Origin of the sequence: Gallionella capsiferriformans ES-2, assembly GCF_000145255.1 — a bacterium.
Classification (GTDB): Bacteria; Pseudomonadota; Gammaproteobacteria; order Burkholderiales; family Gallionellaceae; genus Gallionella; species Gallionella capsiferriformans.
The window spans coordinates 1,305,295-1,327,362 of the sequence record NC_014394.1; the positions used below are offsets into that span (position 1 = coordinate 1,305,295).

Genomic DNA, 22,068 nt, shown 5'->3' on the forward strand with positions numbered 1-22,068 from the left:
TTCCGTAGTCGCAAGTATTAGTCAGGTAATTAATGAATTCCACACGTAGTCCCATGCAATACGCTCTTGCTCAAGTCGAATGTTCTGGCCCCACTGATGTTGTTTTATGCCTCCGTACACCGCTTGCTCGGCATCGGTCAGGAGCGGATGCGCTTCTGCAGCATGTTGTTGTTTTTCTTTGACCCACAATGTTCTGTGACTGAGTAATGTTTCCTCGTCCATGAGTACGGATTGAAGATTCGGCAAGTAGGACCTAGCGCGATTCAAAATTGCGAATCCGTGTGTATCCAAATCTCCCCAGTAGATGCACCTTGCTTTAGCAATCCATGGCAATCGAGCGAGAACATCGACGTTGTAACCCAGTCGCATAATGACGACCGTGCCGAGCATGTCAGGAAAGGCCAATCCGGTTTGAAGGTTCTCGACAATGAAAACTCTGGATACCGAAAGATTTAAGGCGGCAAGTTCATCCAATGGGGCAGAGAGGTCACCGAGGCCACCAATTTTATTTCTGATTTCCTGATCTAGAACCCTCATTCGTATTGGATATGGCAGAGGTTTCAGTCCGCAGAGCTGGAAGAAATCTCGTTCACTGGTGTATCCCTTGATCGTGGCGACGAGGTCAGACAATAGCCCCTTGCGTCCCTCAAGCCATTTGCTGTCAAGGCCGGCGATGGGTAATTGGCGTGGGTAGAGATTGGAATTCGGATTGGCAATAACCCAGTCCAGCATTGCGTAGATCCGCTTGTAATCAGCATCGCTATAGTCGGCAAGGACATCAAAATATCGAGTTATACCTAACGCCAGTGATGGCCAGCGTGTCGTGATTTCAGCGTGTCGAATGCAGGCGCACTCCCAGCGCGCGGTCTCACCAGTCCACGAGGCTACGTCGGCAGGTCCCTGCAACACTAGCTTATCGGGCAGACGTTGGGCGCCCAGTGAACGCCAACGCCGATCATTCCAAATGAGCGTGCCGACACCTCGCCAGTTTTGCCATGTAGTGACCCAAGCGCGCACGCCTTCAGGTTGCTTAAGGGCAGCCACCTCAGTTGGAATACCGAGATTGATTTCCAATGGCCAACGTGTGTTCTCGGTTTCATTGGAGGGACCGGGAACCAGCCATTCGCGGTGCTTGTTTTGGAAGCGGCGAATAAGCTCCTGTCGGACCTCGTCAGGAAGCTTCAATTGTTGACCCCTCGTGCGCATGCTCTGGAAGTTTTAGCCTTTGTCGATCATGGTCATACTCAATGAGCAAGACACCTGAAACGCGACGATCACTGATATCGACGAAACAAGCTCCGCCGATGAAAGGCTCTAGGGTCATCACAGATTTCAGTGGGGTGGCAACAATCATCTGGAAACCAAAGTTGGTAAAGATGTTCATGGCAAGGGTAGTGAATTCGTTGTCAGCTTTGTCGAAAGCCTCATCAAGCACAACTGGCGCGTACATCGGGACGCCATGTTCATTACCACCCAACTGATACCGCAGGGCTGCAGCAAGGCAGGTTGTTGCCAATTTTTGCCGTTGACCTCCCGACTTGCCTGCGCCACTCCGATAAATCTCTACTTCCACGCCACTCTCATCAATCTCGCAGCCGATGAATTCAACATGCTGGCGCACATCCAGCACTGAGTCGCGCCAGCGTTTCAGTTCCGGGTCTTGGCTTGATAGTCGTTCGACGAGTCGACGCAGTGCAATAAAACGTGACTCGGCGAATTCGCGGTCCTCACTCCAGGCATGGCTGAGCGCCTGTTGAATATCCTGCTTGAACTCTTTGACCTCAGGCAATTGCCGGTCGGTGGCATCTATGTGGAGATAAGTTTGTTGGTTTGCACTCTGATTGAATGGAACCTGGCCTAAACTGTCATTGACCAGCTCCATCCGTTCCAGAATCGCCTTTCTGGCATCGTTCAGATAGGTTGATAGTGCAGCAAGATTCTGGTGGCTTTGATTCTGGAGAAGATCAAAGAATCGCTGCTCGTAAGCTGGCAGTCCATCCGCCTCCAAACGAACCAGCTTGGCAAAGAAATCTGATGCGCTGGACAGGCTGCTGTCCATATCGCCCGCATCCATTGGCCATTGCCGCTTGAAGTCGGCGAATCGATTTTCAATAATTTTCTCGCAGCCGCTTATCCCCTGGTTATGTTCCTCGATTTCTTTGCTCAATGCCTGCACGACAGAGGTGGTGAGGCGATCAATATTTTCAAGATGAACGGCATCTGGCAGCTTGGCAAAGCGTTCATCAAGTTCTTGAGTCTGATATGGCGTCAGAGGAATAATCGTCAGGTTTTGTAGGAGAGACTCGAGTTTTTGATTGCTTTCTTGAATGTGATCGAGAATTTTGTCGTGCCTGATCTCAGCTTTTCGAAGCGCTTCGTCTGCCTCCTTAACCTGAACTGTCTGATGTTCAATACGTTCACTAATCTGTAGTAATGCCGTATTTCCTTCCCGAACTTTTTTAAGTTGCCGTTCGATATTGGAAATGCGTACCAGCAAGGGGGTGACATCGATTTCTTGCCACTGAAGGTTGATCAGCGTCTGGCATTGGATAGCTCTGGAAGCTCGCTTGTTGTCCTGATCTAAAAGTGTCTTTAACTCTTCTGTGAGAAGAGAAATTGCTTCTGCCAGGTCTTGTGCCTGCTTCTCGAAAATCGCAAGTTTTTCGCGGTTGTCGAAGCCTAGCACCCAATTCCGCCGATCATCGACACGACTACGATCATCTTTTTCGTGGCGATTCTTGTTGTGTTTGACCTGCCCCTCTCTAGTAAGCGCACGATCTGTGCTCCTGAGAGTTTGAATAGAGTCGACGCAGGCATAATCGAATCGTTGCCGTAATTCAGCCTGTAGCCAATCAGCGTGATTGCACTGTTTAACATTCAGTTTAAGGACGAGGGAATTGGCACCGATGGGCTTAGCCTGTGAGGATTCGGCTCGACCGGTTCGGTAATACACCAGACGCCGTCCCAAATTGGTGCCGTTGATGTGATTGGCCAGTGCCGCATAGTGGCGCTCATCCACCAACAGTGATAGCGCAAAGCCATGCAAGACGCGCTCGATAGGGCCTTGCCATTCAGTCTCATCGGACTTCACTTCTACTAGCTCACCAACAAATGGTAACGCCTCTTCGGATATCCCAATTGCGTCGGCTATGTTTCGGCGAAGTTCGAGCATATTCGCAGGGATATTCGATGGCTGACGCTGGAGCGCCTGTACCTCCCTCACTGCTTGAGAAAATTCGCTCTCAGTTGTGTTTTTCTTGTTGGATAACTTGAACTGATTTTCGCGCGTCTCGTTATTACGCTGCTCACAGTTCTCGACTTCCTGTCTGGCGCTTCCGACCAGTTCCGCAAAACCTTGAGGTGAGTCAGATAGTGCCCAGCCCAGTTTTTTGCAGGCATCCTCTGCTTGGGAGCGTTTGCGCAGGCGCTCATCACGTTGGGTCTCCAGACCTTTCTTTTCGGCTTCCCATTGCTCGATCTGATCGCCACCCATTTCGCGGTGTTGTCCTTCCAGATCGCGCAACGTGGCAGCATGATTTTCTCGAATTCCTTTCTTTTTGACTATCTCACCTGCAGCTCCACTAGCCGAAATATCGAGGTCAAAGATATTTTGCTTAAGTAATGCAATGCGACGGGTATCACGGTAACTATTAACTCCCATCTGCAGCTCTTGGAGTTCGTTTCGTTTGCGTTGCAGAGATTGCATATGTTGGTGTTGCTCACGTGCCGGAACTAGGGTCTGAACTTGTTCACGTGCTGTGACAACCGCTTTATGTGCGGCATTGAGCTCGCCAAATTCACTAACCAGCCGATCCGCGACATCGAATGTTTCTGGCTTGTCGAGCATGAAATCTCGGAGAAAGGTATTCAGATCCCCCAAGTTTTTTGCTGACTGAGTCTTGTGCAATAGACGGAGCGCCATCTCACTTTCAATGCCGAGCAAGCGACTAAATCGCTCGCAGTACGGTCTGAATTCATCGCGGCTAAAGGCCTCGGGGAAGGACAGCTTGAGCTTCCGAATATCAAAATTGGATTGACCAAAATCCTCAAGTTCGCGCAGATCAAATGCTCGTTCAAAGATCAGGTAGTGCCGTTTGACGTCCGTATTGCCGTTTGCATTACCCCGTATCCAGAATACCTGGACAAGAGTGACATGCACCCCAATGGAGTTCTGATAACTCAATGACAGCGCCGACCAAGTCGTTCCTGGACGCAAATAGCGTGTCGCGATTTCGCCCGATTCGCCATCTTTCTGTTCCGCCCATGCCCCGCGTATGTAGCTCACAACATTTCGGTCGCGACCACTGCGATCCGCTTCGCGTGCGGCCGCATTGAAATCTACCCAGCGTGGTGGCACCAATAATGCCGAGAATGCATCCAACAACGTTGACTTTCCAGCGCCAGATCGGCCGACAAATAGGAAGCCGCGTTCTGAAATCGGGACGTCATGCAGATCTGAGAACGTTCCCCAGTTAAACACCTGTAACCGAGACATTCGAAATTGTTCTCGGGCGAATAGCAAACCGGTTTGAGATTCTGAATTCATTGTTCTGCCTCTTCATCATGCTCGGACTGGATTGCCGGTGCAGGCGTCTCACCGGCTGCCATACGCTGATATAGATGGGTGAGCGCTTGTATCTCCTCTGCCGAGAAAAGTAGTTTTAATGTGGGCGAAATTTCGAGCCGGTCGTCGCTGGATCGTATCTTCTGAAGGATGCTGTGTTTTTTGATTTTCTCAATTGATGCATGAACGCGTTTGGTGAAACCAGACCGATCGGTGTTTGCTGTGCGTTCATAGGGAATAAGGTATTCCACAATCTCTTCGATGGACACGACGGCACGCTCTCCTTGCGTATCGGCTTGGGTTAATCGTTGGCGAAGATGGAGCAGCAGAATCGAGTCGATAAAAGTCAGTTGAGCACGACGCAACAGCAATGGGACTTCCAGGTCCCCGGTTTCTGCCTGACGGGTGAAGGCGACCTGCACATCCAGATCGATCACCAATTCAAGAAATAACTCGGCCAAGCGACGACGTATTATTCCTTCGTCGCGTATCAGCATCGGCCATAGTTTGGGGTGGCGTCGACCATCCAGAGATGGTCCCTGGAGAAGTTGAACCAAGGCACGGCGAGTGTCCAGCTGCAACTCGCCACTATCTCCAATGAACAGTGTATTTGTAGGAATCTCTGCTGTGACAGGCAGCTCAACTTCGGTTGGCGAGGCGGCCATCTCCTGTCCCGATGCGTTTTCAGACCAGCTCATTGGCTCGCTCCCTCAAGAAAAAGATTTTCGGAATTTTCGCACTGCGTCGCTGATCGTCGTCGCCAACCCATGCAACTGTCTCATTGAGGTCAACCTTTAAGCCGTGCCGACTGCCCAATGCCAGTAGTCCTATAACACTGCCCAGCCCCTGTTTGGCGGGGAACAAATCCAGCACATCGGCAATAGATGCTTGTGATCGTTGTTCAAGTATGGCGCGAACGTTGGCTTTCAAGTTGCGGAAGTCAATTTCCGACTGTGCGACCAATTCACCGACCGATTCCAGGTCAATCGGTGCCGCATCTCCATCTGTCATCTGGCTTGGCAACGCCTGAAGCGATGGATCGTGCAATACCCATTGAGATAGCGACTGTAGGCGACTGCTAGTGAGCTCCAGCGTGTATTGGAGAGCTTCTGTTGCCCTAACTTCATCCTTCAGAACGAGTGCCGCGCGTTGTGCATCTTTGAGGAGTTGGTTGAGCCGCCGTTGCTCAAGGTATTCGCGGCTCTGAACAAAATGCTTGAGGCTACGCGCAAACGACTGCAACACCTCGTGAACCATCCCGCCCTGTTCCAGCAGTGTTCGTGTCAGTCGGAGGAGAAAACGCCTGTCTTTGGCATCCAGTTGCGCCACAAACTCGCGTGACATGACTCTGTCCAGTGCTTGATCCAGGGTGGCAGCCTGCTCGGGATCGGTCAGCAAACGCCAGAACGCCGAGAACGTCCTTCCTGCCTCGCTTTCCGTAATGAGATCGATCCCGGCAAAGAGCGAATCCAGCACGTCGCCCCGACTGCCGTCGTTGTCCATGATCCGCTCTCTCAAATCCCGGTTCAGTTGGTCGAACTGATCGCGGACGCGGCGAAAATCACCCGCCAGATCATCTGCCAAGGAGATGATTTCCCGTGTGCGCTCCAATGCCTTCGTATGGGGAAGCACTCGCATCTGACCTTTTTGGATAGCATCTATTTCCTTGTCGATGCGCGCCTGCTCGGCCATCAGTCGGTCGATCCGGCGGAATTTGTCGGTATCGGTATCCTCAGCAAGTCGTGCCAAGGCATCGATCACCAGTGTTAATCGGCTTTCGGTTGCGGCCGAGTGGGGTTTGGCCAGACCGGATACATATCGAATGGCCTCGACAGCGGCGGTGGAAAGTTCATATTCCTCTTCTTTTGCGCCAGGAAGAAACCGCCGCTCCAGATATCCCTCGGCTAACCAACTGGCCACATACGCCTGCGCTGTTTGCGGGAAATCTTCGCCTTGGGCACGAAGTTCTTCCAGATCGCGCCCGATCCGTTCGTGGAATATTGAGGCGGGAAGGCTCCGGTCACTTTCGTACAGATGTGATTGGAGTAGACCAATCACGGTCGGCCCATTATTCGAGGCAATCAATCGCCATAGCGGCTGCGTCCGCATGCGGCGGTAGGTTGCGATGGTCTTATCTGCTTTCATTGAGTACGAAGCCTCGAAAGTATGCTTGCCTTAGTTATTGTCATCATCAATATGATTATGATGTCGGATTATATTGGAATGATTGCGGCATTCTATTACGACGCATATACTATGCGCAACAACACTCAAAATCCATCATTGATTTTAATTAACCGGACAGAATGTCAAACGAACAACTTATAGACCTGACCCAGCCACAGCGTGACAGACTCGCTTTTATTGAGTTGCGCGTTCGTTTCATTGGGGAGATCCGTCGTAATGACTTAGTGTTGCGTTTCGGCATTCAGTCGGCAGCGGCCACCCGTGACCTTGCACTCTATAAGGAATTAGCCCCGAATAACATTGATTACGATTCCAAGGGAAAATCATATGTATTTGGAAGCGATTTTCATCCGGTGTTCGATTTCCCTCCGGAGCGAGTGTTGTCCTGGTTGTCGCAGGGATTTGGCGATGGGGAGCCATCACAGCTTAAATCATGGATCACCAGTGACATCCCCATCCGCTTGACTCAGCCCGCACTTGATACGCTTGCAAGCGTGAGTCGGGCCATACATCAACAATGCCCTCTGAAAGTTGAGTACCACTCAATTTCGAGTGGTAAATCGGAGCGTGAGCTCGTTCCATTCGCGCTGATCGACAACGGCCTTCGCTGGCACGTCAGGGCATTCGATCGCAAAAGCCAAGAATTTCGTGACTTTGTCATCACACGGATTACACATCCAGTCGTAATGAAAGATGCTGATCTGCTGCCGCATGAGAAAAGCGATCAGGATATCCAGTGGACACGCATCGTTGAGCTTGAGCTGGTGCCACATCCTGACCAACCGTATCCAGAGATTACATTGATGGACTACAACATGGATCAAGGCGTGTTGAAAGTAAATCTGCGTGCCGCGACAGCGGGTTATATCCTCCGAAAATGGAGCGTGGATTGTTCGCCAGATCATAGCTTGCGTGGCCCTGAATATCGGCTATGGCTTCGTGATTCATTATCACTGTATGGTGTAAAAAACGCTTTACTAGCCCCTGGATATCGTGATCCAAACGACTCAGTAACTGGATAAATTGAAAGAGTAATGAATAATGGCAAAAACACTTGAGGCACACGACAAGCTGATCCGCGAAATATTCGAGGGCAGCTATCAGTTTGAAATCCCAGATTACCAACGCCCTTATGCGTGGACGACGGAGCAGGCTGAGGAGTTATTTAACGATCTCGTGTCGGCGATGCAGGATGCGCGCACGTCCGGAGCGTCAAGCCAATACTTCCTTGGCAGCATCGTTCTCATTAAGAATGACAGGGAGCCGAAGTCGTCGGTGGTCGATGGTCAACAGCGACTCAGCACACTCACGATGCTGTTCTCTGTACTGCGTGCCATGATGCCAGATGCGGCCGACGACATTACCGATTTCCTCTATAAGAAGGGAAAAATCAGCCTCGGCGAAACTAACGAATACCGTTTGATTGCCAGAGAGGAAGATGCCGATTTTTTCCGCACTTACATTCAAGAACCAGGAGGCATTACTCGGCTGGTAGCTAGCACCGACAAGCTTGAAGATAGCCGACTGCGCTTCCGTGAAAACGCTACCCTGATGCTGGAGAAAGCTGGAGCACTTTCGATCTCAGATCGTGAAGCGCTATGGAAATTTCTGGCCAACGACTGCTCGCTGGTCGTCATCTCGACGCCTGACCTTGAGGCGGCATATCGCATCTTCTCTGTTCTGAACAACCGTGGGCTCGACCTTGCCCCCATCGATATCATCAAGGCCGCAGTGCTGGGTTCGATCCGCACCATTGCCGGCGACGCGAAGAGCCGTGTTTATGCCAAGGAGTGGAGCCGGATAGAAAGCGCACTCGGGCGAGATGCCTTTGGTGACCTGTTTGTACACATCCGCACTATTTACGCCAAGCAGAAGCAGCGGGCGACGCTGGTTAAGGAGTTCCAAGATTACGTCACCGAATACAAAATGCCGATTGACCTAGTCGACAAGGTCATCAAGCCTTACGCCGAGGTCTGGGACTTTGTGCGGGAGGCCGACTTTGAAGCCACCGAGCATGCCGAGACGATCAATGACTATTTATCCTGGCTCAATCGCGTCGACTTCAAAGATTGGGTGCCGCCCGCGCTGGTCTATTTCAAGCGCTTTCGCCAGCAGCCTCAGTTGCTGGCCGACTTTTTCAAGTCGCTGGAACGCTTGACCTACTTTCTGCTCGTTACGAAGGTCGGCATCAACGAACGCATCGAGACCTACGCCGACCTCACCAAAGAGATCGAGCCGGATGCTTTTGATGGCGAGTTGGCTGCGTTGAATACGCTCAATCTCACTGACAAGCAAAAGCGGGAGTTCGTCGCCGCGATCGACGGTGATATCTATCGCAGGCTGCCCAAAGCCCGTATGGCGCTGATGCTGCGCCTCGAAGCCCTGGTCAGTGACGGCAGCAAGAAGCAGGCGTTTGAACACCTGTCGCTGGAGCACGTTCTGCCACAAACCCCGCCGGCCGCTTCTGACTGGATCAAATGGTTCCCCGACGAAGATGAGCGAGACTCGTGGACACACCGGCTTGCCAATCTGGTGCCCCTGCATGCCCGCAAAAATCCGGCTGCAAGCAACTACGATTTCGCTACCAAGAAAAATGTCTACTTCAAGGGTAAGGGGACGGCATCGCCTTTCATCCTGACACAGGAAGTCAGGTCGGAAGATTCGTGGATGCCTGCAATGCTTATCGATCGGCAGAAACGACTCGTCGGTGTTCTTGAAAAGCACTGGGTGCTCGATGCTGCTGGTGCTGATTCCGATAGCCTACAAGCCGCCGTTACTGCAAGCGCACAGGGATAAGAATATGGCACAGAACGACACGAACAAGAACGGCGGCAACCTCGGCTTCGAGGCGGAGATGTTTAAGGCTGCCGACAAGCTGCGCGGCAACATGGAGCCGTCCGACTATAAGCACGTCGCGCTCGGGCTCATCTTCCTTAAGTACATCTCGGATGCCTTCGAGGCGAGGCACAAAGCGCTGCTGGAAGAAGACCCACAGGCGGCCGAGGACAAGGACGAATACCTGGCCGACAATGTTTTCTGGGTGCCGAAGGATGCGCGTTGGTCGCACCTGCAAGCCAACGCCAAGCTTCCCACCATTGGCACGCTGATCGATGACGCAATGCGCGCCATCGAAAAGGACAACGAGTCACTGAAAGGCGTGCTGCCGAAGGATTACGCCCGACCTGCGCTCAACAAGGTCATGCTCGGCGAGTTGATCGACTTGATTTCTGGCATTGCCCTCAATGAAGAGGGGCACGCCTCCCGCGACATCCTCGGTCGCGTCTACGAATACTTCCTTGGCCAGTTCGCAGGTGCCGAAGGCAAGCGCGGCGGCGAGTTCTACACACCGCGCTCCGTTGTGCGCGTCCTCGTAGAGATGCTGGAGCCGTACCAAGGACGCATCTACGACCCGTGCTGTGGCTCGGGCGGGATGTTCGTTCAGTCTGAGAAGTTCGTGCAAGAGCACGGCGGCCGTATTGGCGACATCGCGATCTACGGCCAGGAGTCGAACTATGTCACTTGGCGGCTAGCCAAGATGAACCTTGCGGTGCGCGGGATTGATTCGGATATTCGCTGGAATAACGAAGGTAGTTTTCACAAGGACGAGCTGCGCGACCTCAAGGCCGACTACATCCTCGCCAATCCACCGTTCAATATTTCGGACTGGGGTGGCGACCGTCTGCGGGAGGACGTGCGCTGGAAGTTCGGCGCGCCCCCGGTGGGCAACGCCAACTATGCCTGGCTGCAGCACATCGTTCATCACCTTGCGCCGAATGGCACGGCTGGCGTGGTGCTGGCCAACGGCTCGATGTCCTCGACGCAGTCCGGCGAGGGTGACATTCGCCGCGAGATGGTCGAGAAAGACATCTTGGATTGCATGGTAGCCCTGCCGGGCCAGCTCTTCTACTCGACCCAGATCCCCGCTTGCCTGTGGTTCCTGGCCCGCAACAAGAATCCGGGCAACGGGTGGCGTGACCGGCGCGGCGAGGTGCTTTTCATTGATGCGCGCAAGCTTGGGGTTCTCGTTGATCGGACGCGACGTGAGTTGTCCGACGCGGATGTCCAGAAAATCGCTGACACATACCATGCGTGGCGGGGTGAGCCGAACGCTGGTGCATACGAGGACATTTCTGGCTTCTGCAAGTCCGCATCTCTAGACGACATTCGCAAGCAGGGACACGTTGTCGCACCTGGTCGCTACGTTGGCGCAGCTGAAACCGATGACGATGAAGAACCGACGTCAGAGAAGCTCTCTCGGTTGTCATCGCAGCTTCGCACGCATTTTTCTGAGAATGCTCAACTCGAGCAAGCGATTAAGAATGCCTTGACGGAGATTGGTTATGAGTGCTGATACGGCGCTGTTAAGCGATCTCGTGACATACCTGAATCGCGGTGTCGCACCCAAGTACGTTGAGACCGGTGGAATTCGTGTTTACAACCAGAAATGCATTCGCGGTCAGCGAGTTTCTGACGGGCCGTCCCGTAGGACGCAAGCCAGCGCACGCCTTAGCCAAGTGGATAAAGAACTGCGTCTGTTTGACGTTCTTATCAATTCGACAGGCGTGGGCACCCTAGGGCGAGTTGGACAGATCTTTGGGCTAGATGAGCCGGCGACGGCAGACAGTCATCTGACCATCGTTCGACCTGACCCGCAAAAAGTCGATCCCTTGTTTCTCGGATACGTGCTGAAAGCCTATGAGCCCGAAATCGAGAGACTAGGAGAGGGAAGCACCGGACAGACAGAATTATCCAGAGCGAAGCTCGGAGAACTTGAAATCCCACTAATTTCGCGCGACGCACAGAAAAGTGCGTCTGCGTTCCTGTACGCCATCGACAAGCGATTAAATTTACTTCGACGGATCAGCGAGGATATTGATGTCTTTGCGCGCACCCTCTTCCGGGAGTGGTTTGGTGCGGGGAACAGCGAAGACTGGCCAACGGCACGCCTTGATCAGCACCTAACAGCGCATCGAGGGTTGAGTTACAAGGGAGCGGGGCTTTGCGAATCGGGAGAGGGAGTTCCGATGCATAACCTCAACTCGGTATATGAGGGCGGCGGATACAAGTACCCAGGAATCAAATATTACAAAGGCGAGTTCAAGGAGCGCCACGTTTTGAAGCCTGGAGACATTATCGTGACCAATACCGAGCAAGGCCATGAACATCGCTTGATCGGTTTCCCCGCTGTCGTGCCATCAATCTTTGGGGACAATGGGATTTTTTCGCAGCACATCTATCGCATTGTTCCGTTGGATTCAAGTTACCTAGGCCGAGAATTTATCTATTACCTACTGATGGCAGGCCATGTTAGAGATCAAATAATCGGCTCCACCAACGGTTCGACCGTAAATATGTTGGCAATCAGTGGCCTGCAAGACTCGACGTTCTCGCTGCCGCCTCAAGATATCGTCGAAAAATTCACAGCGACCGTAAGACCACTTTGGGAGATGGCCGAAAGAAACGAAAAGGAGTCGCGCGATCTCATCAAGCTTCGTGATCTTCTACTACCAATGCTGATTGCGGGTGATCTGCAGCTTAAGGGCTCGGTCGAGTTACTTGGGGTGCTCCCATGAACTTCGACTGGTGCCCCGGCATCCGCGAGGCTTGCTCGCACTGGCGCGACGCGCCAATGCTGCAGCAGACTTTCGAGGAATTAGAGCGGGCGCTGGCCGAAGATAACGACGCCTGCATCGACTCAGCAAAGGCCATCGTCGAGGTGATTTGCCAGATCATCCTGCAGGAGTTGGACTCGCCGTCAAACCCAGTGCGCCCAGTCGAGGCACTTCCGACCTTTGGTGCATGGATGAGTGCAGCCGTCCGGGCGTTGAAGCTCGGGGACATCAGGCATAACGGTTTCCAGAAGCTGGTGTCACAGCACAGGAAGCTCACGGACGCATTGGGCGACCTGCGCAACGACGCTGGAACGGCGAGCCACGGGCGTGAGGGGTTCTTGCAACGCCTGTCGGTTCATCATCGACGCGCGGCGGTGTTGTCGGCGGATGCCATCGTCACCTTCCTGCATCAGGCCTATCTGGAAGCGGAGCTGGACTTGGTGCGAACACGCGAACCTTATGAGCGGTTCGGCCACCTGCACGAGCTGATAGATGCGCACGTTTCATTGCAAGCAGACGTCGATGAAGAAGGTTTTCTCACGATAGACGTGACCCTGCCTTCCGGTGATGTCTTGCCTTTGCGGGTTGAAGCAAGTCGCTTGCTTTACCAACTGGATCGTGACGCCTTTGTCGAGGCGTTGAACGCTGCGCGAGGGGCTCCTGCTGCGGTGGTGGAGCAAGACGAATTACAAGGGGAAGAATGATGGCGTTTTTGTCGGAGGCAGCCGTTGAGCTGGCACTACTAGAGCAACTGCGAGGGCTGGGCTACAGCATCGAGCAAGAAGAAAACATCGGCCCAGATGGACATCGCCCTGAGCGTGACAGTCACGACGTGGTCGTGCTGAAGAAGCGATTGGAGGACGCCGTTGCGTTGCTCAATCCCGGAATGCCATTGGATGCGCGTCAGGATGCGATCCGCAAGGTGATGCAGTCCGAGCTGCCATTAATGCTTGAAGAGAACCGCCGTATCCACAAACTGATGACTGAGGGCGTCGACGTCGAGTATTACGCCGACGACGGAACACTGACCGCAGGCAAGGTTTCCCTCATCAACTTCGAGCGGCCAGAGCAGAACGATTGGCTGGTGGTGAGCCAGTTCGTGGTGATCGCCGGGCAATACAACCGCCGCCCAGACGTGGTGGTGTTCGTTAATGGCCTGCCGCTGGGCGTGATCGAGCTGAAGGCTCCCGGCAGCGGGAACGCAACATTGGTCGGGGCTTTCAACCAGCTGCAGACCTACAAGAAGCAGATCCCGGCGCTATTCAATACCAACGCACTGCTAGTGACATCGGATGGGATTACCGCGCGCGTCGGCTCGCTGTCTGCCGACCTGGAGCGGTTCATGCCATGGCGCACGACCGACGGCAAAGACGTTGCACCGAAAGGTGCGCCCGAACTCTCGACATTGATCGAAGGCGTTTTCGAGCAGCGCCGCTTGCTCGACATGCTGTGCCACTTTACGGTCTTCGGTGAGACGGGCTCGGGCTTGGCGAAGATCATCGCGGGCTATCACCAGTTTCACGCAGTCATCCGCGCGGTCGATTCGACCCTTCGCGCATCAAGCCAATGGCAGGGCGTGCAAGAAGATCCGCGCGACTACGGCTTACCCAGCGTCAAGACCCAAGCCAAAGGTGACAGAAGAGCTGGGGTAATCTGGCACACACAAGGCTCCGGCAAAAGTCTGTTGATGGCGTTCTACGCTGGGCAGCTGGTCAAACATCCGGCGATGGCCAATCCAACGCTCGTAGTACTGACCGACCGTAACGATCTCGATGACCAGTTGTTCGCCACCTTCTCGATGTGCCGCGACCTGATTCGGCAAACACCGGTACAGGCTGACAGCCGCGAAGACTTGACTAAACTTTTGGCGCGGGCATCTGGCGGCGTGATTTTTACAACCTTGCAAAAGTTTGGCGAGACAAGTCAGGCGCTGACAGACCGTCGCAATGTGGTTGTGATCGCTGATGAAGCGCACCGTAGCCAATATGGCTTTCGGGCCAAGGTGGATGCCAAAACGGGTGAGATTTCCTACGGGTTCGCCAAGTACCTGCGCGACGCGCTGCCCAACGCGTCGTTCATTGGTTTTACCGGAACGCCCATTGAGGCCGACGATGTGAACACCCCGGCGGTGTTCGGCAATTACATCGACGTTTACGATATCAGCCGAGCAGTCGAGGACGGCGCGACAGTGCCGATCTACTACGAGTCGCGGCTCGCTCGCATTGAACTTGATGAGGACGAGAAACCCAAGATCGATGCCGAGGTCAACGAACTCACAGAAGACGATCCGGAGGTTGAGCAAGAACGCTTCAAGCGCAAATGGTCAACAGTAGAAGCCTTGGTGGGCAGCGATAAGCGCCTCGCGCTGGTTGCGCAAGACATGGTTACCCACTTCGAGGATCGCGTTGCTGCGCTGGACGGAAAAGCGATGGTTGTTTGCATGAGCCGTCGCATCTGCGTGAAGCTGTATGACGAGATCGTGAAGCTCCGTCCAGACTGGCACAGTGCCGATGACAACGCGGGGGCGGTCAAAATTGTGATGACGGGCGCTGCCAGCGACCCCGAAGACTGGCAGCAGCACATCGGCAACAAGGCCCGCCGCGATCTGCTGGCCAAGCGCGCTCGCGACGCCAAAGACCCGCTCAAGCTGGTGATCGTGCGAGATATGTGGCTTACCGGGTTTGATGCGCCCTGCATGCACACGATGTACGTGGACAAGCCGATGCAGGGGCACGGCTTGATGCAGGCGATTGCGCGGGTGAATCGTGTGTTCCGCGACAAGCCTGCCGGGTTGATCGTCGACTACATCGGTATCGCCCAGAACCTGAAATCGGCGCTTCAGCAATACTCGAAGAACGACCAGGAAAACACCGGCGTCGACGAGTCGCAGGCCATCGCCGTGCTGATGGAAAAGTACGAAGTCGTGCGCGACATGTACCACGGCTTCGACTACGCCTCAGCAATGGGCGGAACACCTCAAGAACGCTTGGCAATGATGGCCGGTGCAATTGAGTGGATTCTCGACATGCAGCAAAAGTTGGCGGCGAAGGAGAAAACCAAGGACGGCAAAAAGGATGCGCATCGCCGCTATCAGGATGCCGTGCTTGCGTTGTCCAAGGCGTTCTCCCTTGCATCGGCATCCGACGAGGCCCGCGAAATCCGAGAGGAAGTGGGCTTCTTCCAGGCAATTCGCGCGGCGCTGGTAAAGAGCAGTACCGGGTCGGGCGTGACTCAGCAAGAGCGTGAACTGGCAATCCAGCAGATCGTGAGTCGCGCCGTAGTTTCCACCGAGATTGTCGACATCCTCGCTGCCGCCGGGATCAAGAGCCCGGACATCTCGATCTTGTCAGACGAGTTCCTGGCCGAAGTTCAGCAGATGGAGCGCAAGAACCTCGCTCTCGAAGCGTTGCGGAAATTGATCAACGATGGCATCCGCTCCCGCAGCAAATCCAACGTCGTGCAGACCAAGGCTTTCTCAGAGCGGTTGGAAGATGCTGTCGCGCGGTATCACGCCAATGCGATCACCACCGCTGAGGTCTTGCAGGAGTTGATTGATCTCGCTAAGGATATTCGGGCAGCTCGTCAGCGTGGTGAAGAGCAAGGTTTGTCCGAGGATGAAATTGCTTTCTACGACGCGCTGGCCGAGAACGAGAGCGCGATTCAAATGATGGGTGACGACAAACTGAAACTTATCGCACACGAGTTGTTAGTCAGCCTGCGCGAGAACGTATCTGTGGATTGGGCGCATCGTGATTCTGCCCGCGCACGGATGCGAGTGCTGGTGAAGCGCATTCTGCGCAAGTATGGTTACCCGCCTGATCTGCAGGACGCGGCCGTGCAAACGGTACTGCAGCAGGCCGAGGCATTGTCGTCGACGTGGAGCATGCCGAGACCTGGCAGAGGAGATGGCCATGGCTGATGTATTCATTTCTCACTCGCAGGTTGACTTACCACTTGCCGAATTCCTTCACAGGCACTTGACGCAGGAAGGCTTGGAGGTCTATTTGGCCTCGGTATCGATGCAGCCAGGTGAACGCTGGATGCCGCACATTATGGAAAGTTTGCGAAGTTCGACTTGGGTACTCTGCCTCGCAAGCCGAACGGCGTGCGCGTCACCTTGGGTGATGCAGGAAATGGGCGCGGCGATTGTCGGAAACAAGAAGTTGATCCCGATTATTTGGGACCAGCCTGCAGAAGCACTCCCGGGATGGATGAAACAATTCCAAGCTGTAAATCTGGCTGGAGCCAGCCAGCAGGATGCAGTGGCTGCATTTGGTCGAATTGCGGAGACCATTAAGTCCGAAAAGCAAAAGGGGTTGGTCATTCTCGGCTTGTTGGTGGCTGGATTGGTTGCCTTCGGGAAATGATATGACCGGTTTTTACAGCGATCCGAATATGAACGGCTTGTTGGCTGCGCTGATGAAGCCAGCACGGCGGAAGGTGTTCGTCAGTTATCACCACGGTGGCGATCAAGCGTATTACGACGAATTCTCTCGCTTCTTTCACGATCAGTATGAGGCGATTCGGGATAACTCGTTGGAGCGCATGATCCAGAGCGATAACACCGAGTACGTGATGCAACAGATCCGGGAGAAATACATTGCCGGCACATCCTGCACCATTATTATGATTGGCGCGGAGAGCCACCAGCGCAAGTATCTGGATTGGGAGATCAAGGCTACCCTAGACAAATGCCACGGCTTGATTGGGATCGTTTTACCCACACATACCAAGAACCCTGCTGGCGAGATCGTTGTGCCGGATCGCTTTCTTGATAACTGCAAGAGCGGGTACGCGGCTTGGGCACACTGGAGTGAACTTACGGCTCAATCATTGACCCAATTGATCGACACCGCTATCGCGAAGCCGCAGTGGCAGATCGACAACTCACGACCGATGCGTCAGCGAAACGGATAGGAGATAGCTATGGCCGTAATGAAGAAGGGCAACTTTTCGATAGATATTGGGTTTCTCAAGCTGGGGGCCGATTTTGAGGAAAGTGACCGGCAATGTGCGTGGGAACTGTATACCGAGCTGGCGACGAGAATTGCAGTTACCGGAAAATCCAAAGATCGCGACTGCACGGATTTTTCAGGGGAGGTCTATGCCGAAAGCCTTACGTCGTTGCACACGTTTTTCGGCGAGGCGAGAAAGATCATGCGCCAGTTCCCAGTCTGCTCGACCTATGTGAAGCCGAGAAAACTTTTTGGAATTCGTACTGGTGCGGGTATAGAAAATCATCTGGGTGCGTTGATTCATCGCGCAATGCGTGATGTGCTCCGGCCATTTCTTGAGACTTGGCAAGCCGACTATCGGTTCTGGTGGGAGAGCACCAGTGACAAGACACTACCGCCTTTCGAGCGGCAAAAAGCATATCCGAAACTAAACGACATGATTTCTCAATGGAGCGATGTTCGAGCGATCATGCGCGCCATCCAAGATGAATTGGTGAGCATGTACAAGTTAGTAGATGTCACTAAGCTGTCCTCATGACCTCACCAAAAGTATTTCTGAGCCACGCAAGCGAAGACAAAGAACGCTTCGTGCTGGATTTCGCGCGACAGCTGCGGGAAAACGGCGTTGATGTTTGGCTTGACCAGTGGGAGATGAAACCGGGCGATAGTTTGGTGGACAAGATATTCGAGGAGGGGCTGAAAGAGGCAAGCGCAGTGATTATTGTGCTCTCGACCACCAGCGTTCAAAAGTCGTGGGTACGAGAGGAGCTGAACGCTTCTGTTGTAAATCGGATCAGTCGTGGAACAAAGCTGATCCCGGTCGTCATTGACGAATGTGACGTACCAGAGAGCCTCCGATCTACTGTCTGGCAGAAAGTGGACTGCCTCGACGACTACAGTCAGAGTCTGCAGCGCATCTTGTCTGCGATTTTTGATGTCAGCGACAAGCCACCTATCGGTAATCCCCCCGCGCGATTTTCAGGTGCGGAGCCCCTGATTTCTGGCTTGACGCGCATCGACGATTTGGTCTTACGTGAGATCGCTCGTCTACAAATCACGGAGAACAATGGGCTGGTGATGTTTGATCAGCTCCGTGCTGAGCCAGCACTTTCGGACGTACCTCAGCAGGAGTTACTTGATTCGCTGGAAATCCTCGGACAGAAATATCTGATCAAAATCTCCTATGTGCTTGGCGCGCCCCTCTCGCACGTTGTGCTCACGGATTTTGGTTTTCAGCAGTTTGCAGAGGCATACGTTCCAGACTATAACGAGGTGGTCGCCCGGATTGCTGCGCTACTCGTCAACGAGAACGTCTGCCGGAACGAAGAATTGGCGTCTCGAATTGACAGGCCGGTCGGGTTCGTGGATTTTGTGCTGAATCTCATGGAGAGTAACAACCACATCAAAATGTCGAAATATATAGGGGGTCAGTCGCAGGTTTGGCAGATATCGCCGTCACTGCGTCGGGCATTGCTGCAGTCATAAGGTCACCGTCCAGATACATGCTGAGGTGGAAACAATCGGACGCTGTTTCCACCCTTAATCTGGAAGGTGTTGTACGCTGTTTGACCGGTTTATGCTATGTGCAGAGTAGCATTAGCGATTGATTGTTGGTTGGTTGGTTGGTACGAAAAATAAAAGTATCCGAATTATGTATGTGCGCGCTTTAGCTGTTCGATATGATCTATTGCATTTGATATTCGACATGATGAAATCCTTAAAAACTCCTCAAGATCGGCAACCATTACGCCATGTTGTGAACATGCCTCCAGAATAGTTGTACCTTGGCTGAAATCCCTAAATGCGTGTAACAACGCACTAGATTCGTAATGTTTCAAGCTTGGAAACCCCATGCTTATCATTTTTTCGCGAGTATTTTTTCGATCTAAATTAAATCTGTCCGCAACATCTGAATAAATTCCATGACATTCAATGTATGCGGAATACAAAGTATGTCCATTCCAAAAGCTCTGGCCCAAGCGCTTTGGCGATGGATACTTTGCCTTTTCTTTACTTGGATCAATGGGCGGAGCGGTAAAGGCACCTAATGCGATTTCAGTTGAATTGTACGTTGCAGCCAAAACCAATGAATAACTCTCATAACTAGCAACATACCCCATTGATTTTACTATCCCATCGATACAAAAAAAATTCTGATTTATATGCTTTTTCTGGTTACTACTTGCATAGACGCTGTTGTTGAACCAGTCAGTTGGAGCCATTTTTATTACATGGTCAGAAAGCAGAATTTTCCGACCATATTCTCCGACAGGAAAACACAATGCTTTAACTCGTAAATTTATCCTGCCATTTACGATAGCGACCGTCAGTGGTTTAGCTTGTTTCAATAACGCGATAGCATTAGCTGAATATTTTTGAACGAATTCTGGTGTTTCATTGATATGTAAACAAAAGGAAGGTAGGGGTGTAATCATTTTTTGTTGACGCCAAAAATGGGGCAGTTTTGAAAATGGATTGTCAGAATTAACCCGATTTAACACTTCTCCATGATTTGGACACCAATCAACTCCATTGAGATGATGGCTTCTCCTAAAATAACTAAAGCCGTGCTGATCAAAATCCTCTTGAATACAGCTTAAACACACACAAGCGAATTTTCGTGGGATGAGCATTCCTAGCCGCCGATTAATAGACATAGCTTCAGGGGAGCCATGTACAAATTCATTTCCATATTTTGCGGCCACTCGCATCACTGGAAGCATCGAGTGATTAAGTGCATAGTCTTGAGTCGGAATTCTAGCTGCCTTGGCCAAGATATCCAGAGTGGATAGGTCCTGAACTTTTTTTCCTTGCTGCAACTGATTAGTACGCAAATTTTTTATTAGCTTGTCAAATTTTCCAAGGCCATTGAATATTGCAATCCTGTGACCATGTCCTAAAGCAATTTCGTCCGACATAGGTTTAAACATTATTATTTCGTCTCCACTGCCAATAACATAAATCTGTTTAATTTGAGCACCGCAGCAAGTAATCTTGCTGTGTTCATACCGCATGGCGCCATAGGGCGGGTGCTGATTCCAGCTCTACATTGATTTTTTCACGGTAGTCAGTCGAGCGTAGCCCTGTTTTTCTCAATACTTGCCACGCTTTCACAGGCCTGCCGGCTGACTCTAGTTCCTGAATCGCCCAGCGAATCCGACGAAGCTGGAAGTTCTCAAGATTTTCCAATGTGCGATCAAGGAATGCTTTTGTCTGGGGCAAAAGGTGCTGGTGCGTGAGCAGCCAGTCGCGTTTTCCGATGCGGCGATTGAGTTCTGCAAACGTTATGCGCACAGGAGGGGATTCTTTATAAATAAGAGCTGGCAATGAGCTTAGTTTGGCGATACAGGCTTCGTCTACTTCAACCCAATCACGCCTGAAGGAAGCCGATATATTTTTTCCAGGTGATGATGCTAATTGTTTTTTAATACTTGTATTTTTCGCCGGTATTTTTAGGGGGGCATCCTTTGATGGAGACTTGCACTGCTTGGATTGTTTCTCAATATCCAACGCGCGCGTTAGGCGAAATACTGTCTTCGGGTCGAGTTGAAGAATCTGCCCAATTTTTCGTCGGCTGACGCCATCATCTATGAGTTTTCTTAATGCTGGTTTTAGCAGTGGCCCGTATTGCTGAAAACGCGGTGGACCCACTTCACTTGTTGCCGAATTGAAGCTGCGTGTATAAACGTAGCCACAATTGCATGTGAACACCCCAGTAATTTTTCCGTGATTGTTATGTTCTGTAACCTCTTTAATTGGTGTAGCGGTTCGATGCTGAGCCAGTGGGTTAAGGCATGCCCAAGGCCCAGTGCCAAACCGAGAAACATGCCTTTCGCGTAGTGCTAGAAAATTCTGCACTAGCAGGTGGTAGATCGGGTGGCTTGCCTTGCGATGCTTGCGCACCATAATCTTGAGCCAGTTCCCTGAAAATCCGTTGCCATCCAACAGATTTTTAAATAACTCCAGAGTGCGTCCATAGAAATTCCTAAATTCTTGAGAGAAGCGCTGCTGGTCCATTCGGCAATCGGAAAGTGCCAACCCAGTTTCTATCATCCTGTCACGATAGAAAACTGTCCAACCGGCGAAAGTGCGTGGCGTCGGCGGACTCTCTAGCAGTTCGGTGCTTAATCGCGCCAAACTCTGTAGGTGAGAGAGTGTTTTATTATCCACCATCGGGATAACTGGTCGCGCATGTTGCGGACAATTCGCGCGCGTCGCCGCGATAAATTCATGCCGACTGTGCTGCACGAAGGAAAGATTGCTTTCCAATAATAGGCATCCATGCTCTGGACAAACCAATACGCTGGACAATTGGTGATCTCTGCGCCAATACATTTCGCCGTGGCTGGCGATCATTTTTTGTGTGCATTCCAAACAGAAGCGAAAACTCTCAATTCGCCCAACTCTGGATGCAGTTAACCCCAAACGAATGTGTAGGTTTTTAACTATTCCTCGCATCATTGCTTGCCGCACCTTGGCTTGCAACGATGGTGGCTCGAACGCAGCGACATATGGAAAAAGCGTTAGCGTGTCTATCAGATGATTAGCCGTTAAGTTTCGTTCGGTTGGAATACGATCCGCCAATTCCTGGAGGTTTCCCTGTAGGTCTATCGATGCAATTACCTGCTGCTTGCCAAAAAGAGTCTCCATCGTGTGCATTGATCCTGGCAAACCCGTGTGTCGGTGATAGCGTGCCAGTACGCTATATAACAACTCTCCAGGATAGACAGCAGGAAAATACGACAACATC

16 protein-coding genes are annotated in these 22,068 nt (G+C 52.3%); 10 read left to right on the forward strand and 6 right to left on the reverse strand.

What is annotated here, in order from left to right:
- Window positions 1-21: 21 nt before the first annotated feature.
- Genes GALF_RS06080 through GALF_RS06095 form a run of 4 tightly spaced genes read right to left on the reverse strand, consistent with a single transcriptional unit; the run spans window position 22 to window position 6,709 of the window.
- Window positions 22-1,185: a Wadjet anti-phage system protein JetD domain-containing protein gene (locus GALF_RS06080; RefSeq protein ID WP_013293179.1), complete on the reverse strand. Its 1,164-nt coding sequence runs from the start codon at window positions 1,183-1,185 to the stop codon at window positions 22-24.
- Window positions 1,172-4,546, reverse strand: a complete 3,375-nt coding sequence (locus GALF_RS06085; RefSeq protein ID WP_013293180.1) for an ATP-binding protein — start codon at window positions 4,544-4,546, stop codon at window positions 1,172-1,174. Before GALF_RS06085 ends, GALF_RS06080 begins: the two co-directional genes overlap by 14 nt.
- On the reverse strand, window positions 4,543-5,262 hold the full coding sequence (locus GALF_RS06090; RefSeq protein ID WP_013293181.1) for a DUF4194 domain-containing protein: 720 nt from the start codon (window positions 5,260-5,262) through the stop codon (window positions 4,543-4,545). Before GALF_RS06090 ends, GALF_RS06085 begins: the two co-directional genes overlap by 4 nt.
- On the reverse strand, window positions 5,249-6,709 hold the full coding sequence (locus GALF_RS06095; protein WP_013293182.1) for a DUF3375 domain-containing protein: 1,461 nt from the start codon (window positions 6,707-6,709) through the stop codon (window positions 5,249-5,251). Before GALF_RS06095 ends, GALF_RS06090 begins: the two co-directional genes overlap by 14 nt.
- A 161-nt stretch (window positions 6,710-6,870) precedes the next feature.
- Here GALF_RS06095 and GALF_RS06100 point away from each other — a divergent pair, with 161 nt between their 5' ends.
- The 10 genes from GALF_RS06100 to GALF_RS06145 are packed head-to-tail and all read left to right on the forward strand — an operon-like array spanning window position 6,871 to window position 18,803.
- The gene (locus tag GALF_RS06100; RefSeq protein ID WP_013293183.1) at window positions 6,871-7,773 is read left to right on the forward strand and encodes a WYL domain-containing protein; all 903 of its coding nucleotides are present in this window, start codon (window positions 6,871-6,873) and stop codon (window positions 7,771-7,773) included.
- Window positions 7,774-7,792: 19 nt separating this feature from the next.
- Window positions 7,793-9,547: a DUF262 domain-containing protein gene (locus tag GALF_RS06105; protein WP_013293184.1), complete on the forward strand. Its 1,755-nt coding sequence runs from the start codon at window positions 7,793-7,795 to the stop codon at window positions 9,545-9,547.
- A gap of 4 nt (window positions 9,548-9,551) precedes the next feature.
- Window positions 9,552-11,102, forward strand: coding sequence for a class I SAM-dependent DNA methyltransferase (locus GALF_RS06110; protein ID WP_013293185.1), 1,551 nt, complete (start codon window positions 9,552-9,554; stop codon window positions 11,100-11,102).
- Window positions 11,092-12,324, forward strand: coding sequence for a restriction endonuclease subunit S (locus GALF_RS14900; RefSeq protein ID WP_013293186.1), 1,233 nt, complete (start codon window positions 11,092-11,094; stop codon window positions 12,322-12,324). Before GALF_RS06110 ends, GALF_RS14900 begins: the two co-directional genes overlap by 11 nt.
- On the forward strand, window positions 12,321-13,067 hold the full coding sequence (locus GALF_RS06120; protein WP_013293187.1) for an abortive infection family protein: 747 nt from the start codon (window positions 12,321-12,323) through the stop codon (window positions 13,065-13,067). Before GALF_RS14900 ends, GALF_RS06120 begins: the two co-directional genes overlap by 4 nt.
- Window positions 13,067-16,282, forward strand: a complete 3,216-nt coding sequence (locus tag GALF_RS06125) for a type I restriction endonuclease subunit R (RefSeq protein ID WP_041937995.1) — start codon at window positions 13,067-13,069, stop codon at window positions 16,280-16,282. Before GALF_RS06120 ends, GALF_RS06125 begins: the two co-directional genes overlap by 1 nt.
- Entirely contained in the window at window positions 16,275-16,730 is a 456-nt protein-coding gene (locus GALF_RS06130) for a toll/interleukin-1 receptor domain-containing protein (protein WP_013293189.1), read from the forward strand. The genes GALF_RS06125 and GALF_RS06130 overlap by 8 nt, the downstream gene beginning before the upstream one ends.
- Window position 16,731: 1 nt before the next feature.
- Window positions 16,732-17,280: a TIR domain-containing protein gene (locus GALF_RS06135; RefSeq protein ID WP_013293190.1), complete on the forward strand. Its 549-nt coding sequence runs from the start codon at window positions 16,732-16,734 to the stop codon at window positions 17,278-17,280.
- A 9-nt stretch (window positions 17,281-17,289) separates the two neighbouring features.
- Window positions 17,290-17,856, forward strand: a complete 567-nt coding sequence (locus GALF_RS06140; RefSeq protein WP_013293191.1) for a hypothetical protein — start codon at window positions 17,290-17,292, stop codon at window positions 17,854-17,856.
- On the forward strand, window positions 17,853-18,803 hold the full coding sequence (locus GALF_RS06145) for a toll/interleukin-1 receptor domain-containing protein (RefSeq protein ID WP_013293192.1): 951 nt from the start codon (window positions 17,853-17,855) through the stop codon (window positions 18,801-18,803). Before GALF_RS06140 ends, GALF_RS06145 begins: the two co-directional genes overlap by 4 nt.
- A 164-nt stretch (window positions 18,804-18,967) precedes the next feature.
- On the opposite strand, the gene GALF_RS06150 is transcribed toward GALF_RS06145, so the two are convergent.
- Both GALF_RS06150 and GALF_RS06155 read right to left on the reverse strand, forming a co-directional pair.
- Window positions 18,968-20,248: a TniQ family protein gene (locus GALF_RS06150; RefSeq protein ID WP_013293193.1), complete on the reverse strand. Its 1,281-nt coding sequence runs from the start codon at window positions 20,246-20,248 to the stop codon at window positions 18,968-18,970.
- Window positions 20,249-20,321: 73 nt separating this feature from the next.
- Window positions 20,322-22,067: a TnsD family Tn7-like transposition protein gene (locus GALF_RS06155; RefSeq protein WP_013293194.1), complete on the reverse strand. Its 1,746-nt coding sequence runs from the start codon at window positions 22,065-22,067 to the stop codon at window positions 20,322-20,324.
- Window position 22,068: the final 1 nt, after the last annotated feature.